The 3,816-nt window shown below is 50.8% G+C and carries 3 protein-coding genes; all 3 read right to left on the reverse strand.

Translation table 11 applies throughout. The features are described 5' to 3' along the window. Nucleotides 1-159: 159 nt before the first annotated feature. The gene (locus LKK83_RS01895; RefSeq protein ID WP_324629077.1) at nt 160-1,278 is read right to left on the reverse strand and encodes a hypothetical protein; all 1,119 of its coding nucleotides are present in this window, start codon (nt 1,276-1,278) and stop codon (nt 160-162) included. A 275-nt stretch (nt 1,279-1,553) separates the two neighbouring features. Beyond that, nucleotides 1,554-3,539: a tetratricopeptide repeat protein gene (locus tag LKK83_RS01900; RefSeq protein ID WP_324629078.1), complete on the reverse strand. Its 1,986-nt coding sequence runs from the start codon at nt 3,537-3,539 to the stop codon at nt 1,554-1,556. A gap of 171 nt (nt 3,540-3,710) precedes the next feature. Then, the coding region (locus LKK83_RS31920; protein ID WP_442957264.1) for a CHAT domain-containing protein at nt 3,711-3,816 on the reverse strand (106 nt) is incomplete at its 5' end.

Below are 3,816 nucleotides of genomic sequence, written 5' to 3' on the forward strand. Positions count from 1 at the left end.
GTTACCGCTACGGCTAACCCGGGAGGAGAGAGAAGCAAGCACCATTGACGCACCATTGTTTTGACTCCTAGTTTTTCGTTTATACTATCCTGCGAAAACACTCTTCGGAAACGGCATTTACTTTTGTGCCGTTTCCTGCAAACCGTAACTCCCGCTCCTTTAAAACTTAAAAGAGCCTTTGGGGATTCTATCATCATTCTGGGGCATGGTTTGCGAATCTGAATCCATCGGTGTTTTTTGCTGCTGCTTCTCCAGGGGGTTTTGAATGAGGTAAAAGCATTGGTTATATGCCGTACCTGGGTTGAGCGTCCAATCGCCCCGGTAGGGAGTGACCCGGAATTCGTCAGCGGATTTGACCACAATGTTGTATTGTCCGGGTTTGAGGGTGTAGCGTCCCACTGGACCGCGTGCGGGACAAGATTCGGGACCTTTTCCAATATATTTCTTGCAGTCGAAACAGGGTTCTATTTCTTCGATGATGGTTTCGGATCCACTGAAAATTAACTGCATTTTTGTGGGGGAATCGTTCTGAATTTCTAGGACGGCATAACTGCTATCTGTATAGCCGATTTGTTGAGGTTGCAGAAGGGTTGCTGCGCCCTGTTGTTTGGCTTCTGCGATGATGGAGTGGGCTAATTTTTCTTTGGTTTTTGGGGCAAGTTCGTGTTTGGGATAGGCGTTGAGAAATTGTCCGTAGATGACTGCTGCCTGACTGTATTTTTCTTGGGTTTCGTACAATTTGCCGCAACTTTGGTACAATGGCGGTAAGTGGTTGGAGCCGATCGCAAGCAGTTGATTTCGCCGAAAAGACTCTAACTGCGCGCAGAGTTTTGGATTGGTGAGTTTGGCACTGTCGGTTTCTGTGAATAGGTTGGCGGCGTTTTTTTGGATTGCGGAGCGCAATGCAGTATGGGGAGAGAAGGCCAATAACTTATTATAAGCAATCAGGCTGCGAGTTGCCTGCCCGGATTCCTGTCGGGCGATCGCTTTTTGGAAGGCTTTGCATTGGCGTTTTTTCGATTGAGCGCTACGCCCTAAGTTCTGGAAATCCGTCGGAAACCAGCGAGCGCTCACTCGCTCGAATTCAGCGATCGCTGCTTGGCAATTTCCACTTTTATACGCCCGATCGCCGCGCTGGTAATCCTTGTAACTCAGATATCCGCGCACGTAACTCCAGGTCAAAATGCTGGCTAAAAGCACGGCAACATAATACCAAATCCAAAAGGAAGAAGGAGAGGGTTGGGGAGAAGGTCTGCGAGAGCGAAAGACTTGGGACATGGGTAACTCCTATGGTAATTTACAGTGCTATTAAGGACAGAACAAACAACAAATTTGGATAAGGATTTGGGTGATTGGAAAAGGCGATCGCCTGCGGGGAGTTGCGTCAGGGAGTGTGCATTGCGCCGCGCGTGCGATCGCGGGCCTCCCCATCCCATCCCTCAACAGAGTGACTCGCGCCTTTGTTTCTCACAGTAAGAGCCAATTCACTTTGTTAGCATGGCGTCAGGCAAGACCAAGGTGCGAGCAGCTTGGGGGAAACTTTGGGGTGGGAATCAATTCGATCGCGTTAGTTCCAGTTCCCTCTGCAGTTGGTTGTAGAAGTCGTAATAATGTTGATAACCCGCGAGGTAAGACTGACGCTGTTCGCCGTCTACGGGGCTAAGTTCTTCGAGAATGGCAATGGCGGCTTCAACGCTACCCAAAGCCTCTGTGAGATTCCCGAAACTGCGTTGGGCGATCGCAAGACCCAACAAGGCAGCGGCTTCCTGTTGTTTATCTCCCTCTTCCCGAAAGATAACCAGGGATTGGTTGAAGTAGTCTAGGGAGGTTTGCTTGTTTCCCATCATCCAGGAAACTACGCCCATCATAGTGAGTATCTTGGCTTCCCCTGTTTTATACCCTAGCTGCCGATAGATAACCAAGCATTGGTTGTAGTAGTCCAGGGAGGTTTGGAAGTTCCCTAACTCGTAGTAAGCTAGGGCAGCATCCCTGAGGGCGATGGATTCCCCTATAATATCGCCTGCTTCTCGCAACAAGGGTAAAGCGCGATTGTAGTAGTCCCGGGCGGTTTGCCACGCTTCCCGACCTTTGTAAATATAGCCAATCCAAACCAGCGATCGCCCTTGTTGGCGGGTGTTCCCTGCTTCTTGATACCGGGCGATCGCTTCTTCAAACTTGGCGATCGCCGCCGTTGCCGATTCTGGGGTTCCTTCCCGAAACAGTTTCTCTGCCTGTTCGTATAAGCGATCGCCGTCTGGGGTGTTATTCTCGGCGGCGATCGGGTTTGGGCGATCGGCTACCGGGGTTTCCTGCGGTTCTAAAGCAGAGGAAACCGCTTGAATGGCGCTGCGGACGATTGCTTCTTGTTCTTCGTTGTCGAGTTCTTGAAATAACGCCAGAGATTGGTTATAATACTCTAGAGCCGTTTCCAACTCCTCTAGAGTTCGATAAGCCGCGCCGATATATTTCAGGAGATACGCTTGGGAAGCTCCCTCGTCCAGTTCGCGGAAAATAGGCAACGATTGGCTATAGTAGTCTAGCGCCTTTTGGTGCTCTCCCCGAACGTGGTAAATTAAGCCAATATTCCTCAAATTCTGGGCTTCGAGTTGGCGATATCCGGTGTTGCGGGCGAGTGACAAGGATTGTTGGTAGGAGTCCATCGCCGCCTCCCATTCAGCTTGAACGTAGTAAACGTGGCCCATCTCCCGGAGAACGATCGCTTGCTGTTCTTCTTCACCCAATTCTCGCGCTTGTGATAGGGCGATATCGTAGTAGTACAGGGCGCGGGGATAGTTGTTTAGGTCGGAGTGCATATGAGCGATCCAAACTAGGACGCGAGTTTCCTGGGTGCGATCGCCGACAATGCGGTAGAATTCTAGGGCCGCTTCAAATTTCGGGATTGACTCCAACCAAGCTTCTGTGGTATAGCGATCGTGCAGTTCTATTCCTTCACTAAATGCCTTGTGAGCAAAGATGCCAATCATCTGGCGAAGGGCAGCTTCCCAGTCCGGATCCTCCACTTGCCGCGCTCCAAATAGGGATTGGCGCAAGTAGCTGAGGGATTGGGGCAAATCGCCTAATTCGTAGTACATGTGACCCATTCCCAGCAGGGTGACGGTTTCCAATTTGCGATCGCCGGTTTGCCGCAAGAGGGAGAGGGATTGCTGATAGGAATCTAACGCCAGTTGCGGGTTGCCTCGCGCTTGGTGTACCAAAGCTAACTGATGCAGGATTCGCGCTGCTTGTTGGCGATCGCCGGCTTCGCGATACAGTTTCAGCGCTTCCTCGAACTTGACCAGGGCTTGTTGTAAGGATTTGGGGGTTTTTCGTTCGTAAAGTTGTATCCCTTCTTGCCACAAGCGATCGGCTTCAGTGCCTTCTACTTGAGCGATGGAACTGCGATCGCTCTCCACCGATGCCGATAGTAACGAGTCCATGTCCCGCGCAGAAAACGCCGCCACCGAACTCGACCACAGTAACAAAATTACCGATACAGCTAAACTGTTTCGAGACAGAAGAAACACCCAGTAACTCACCATGATTTTGACTCCTTTTTTAGTTAAATTCTATAAAATAAAGCGGGGCGATTGAAATCGCGGCTACACAGGCGATATGCGATTGTAATCGCCGTCTCCATCCGCTATCAACACCCAGTTTCCAAGGAGGCGATCGCCTTGATTCAGACCCCTGACCCAAGGGAAAAACTGTCATTATTTCCACTCCCCCTGCAACGTAAACCCCGCCCAAAAATAGGGCGATTTCCACTCCTCACGTTGCCACATCTCCAACTGCGCCTCCCGCAACGCTTCCGCCGGG

The sequence above is a fragment of the Phormidium sp. CCY1219 genome, assembly GCF_035615515.1.
Lineage (GTDB): Bacteria > Cyanobacteriota > Cyanobacteriia > Cyanobacteriales > Laspinemataceae > CCY1219.

What these genes read in the sequence shown, in the direction of transcription:
- LKK83_RS01895 (WP_324629077.1), bottom strand. Translation starts at nt 1,278, where the DNA reads ATGTCCCAAGTCTTTCGCTCTCGCAGACCTTCTCCCCAACCCTCTCCT.
- LKK83_RS01900 (WP_324629078.1), bottom strand. Translation starts at nt 3,539, where the DNA reads ATGGTGAGTTACTGGGTGTTTCTTCTGTCTCGAAACAGTTTAGCTGTA.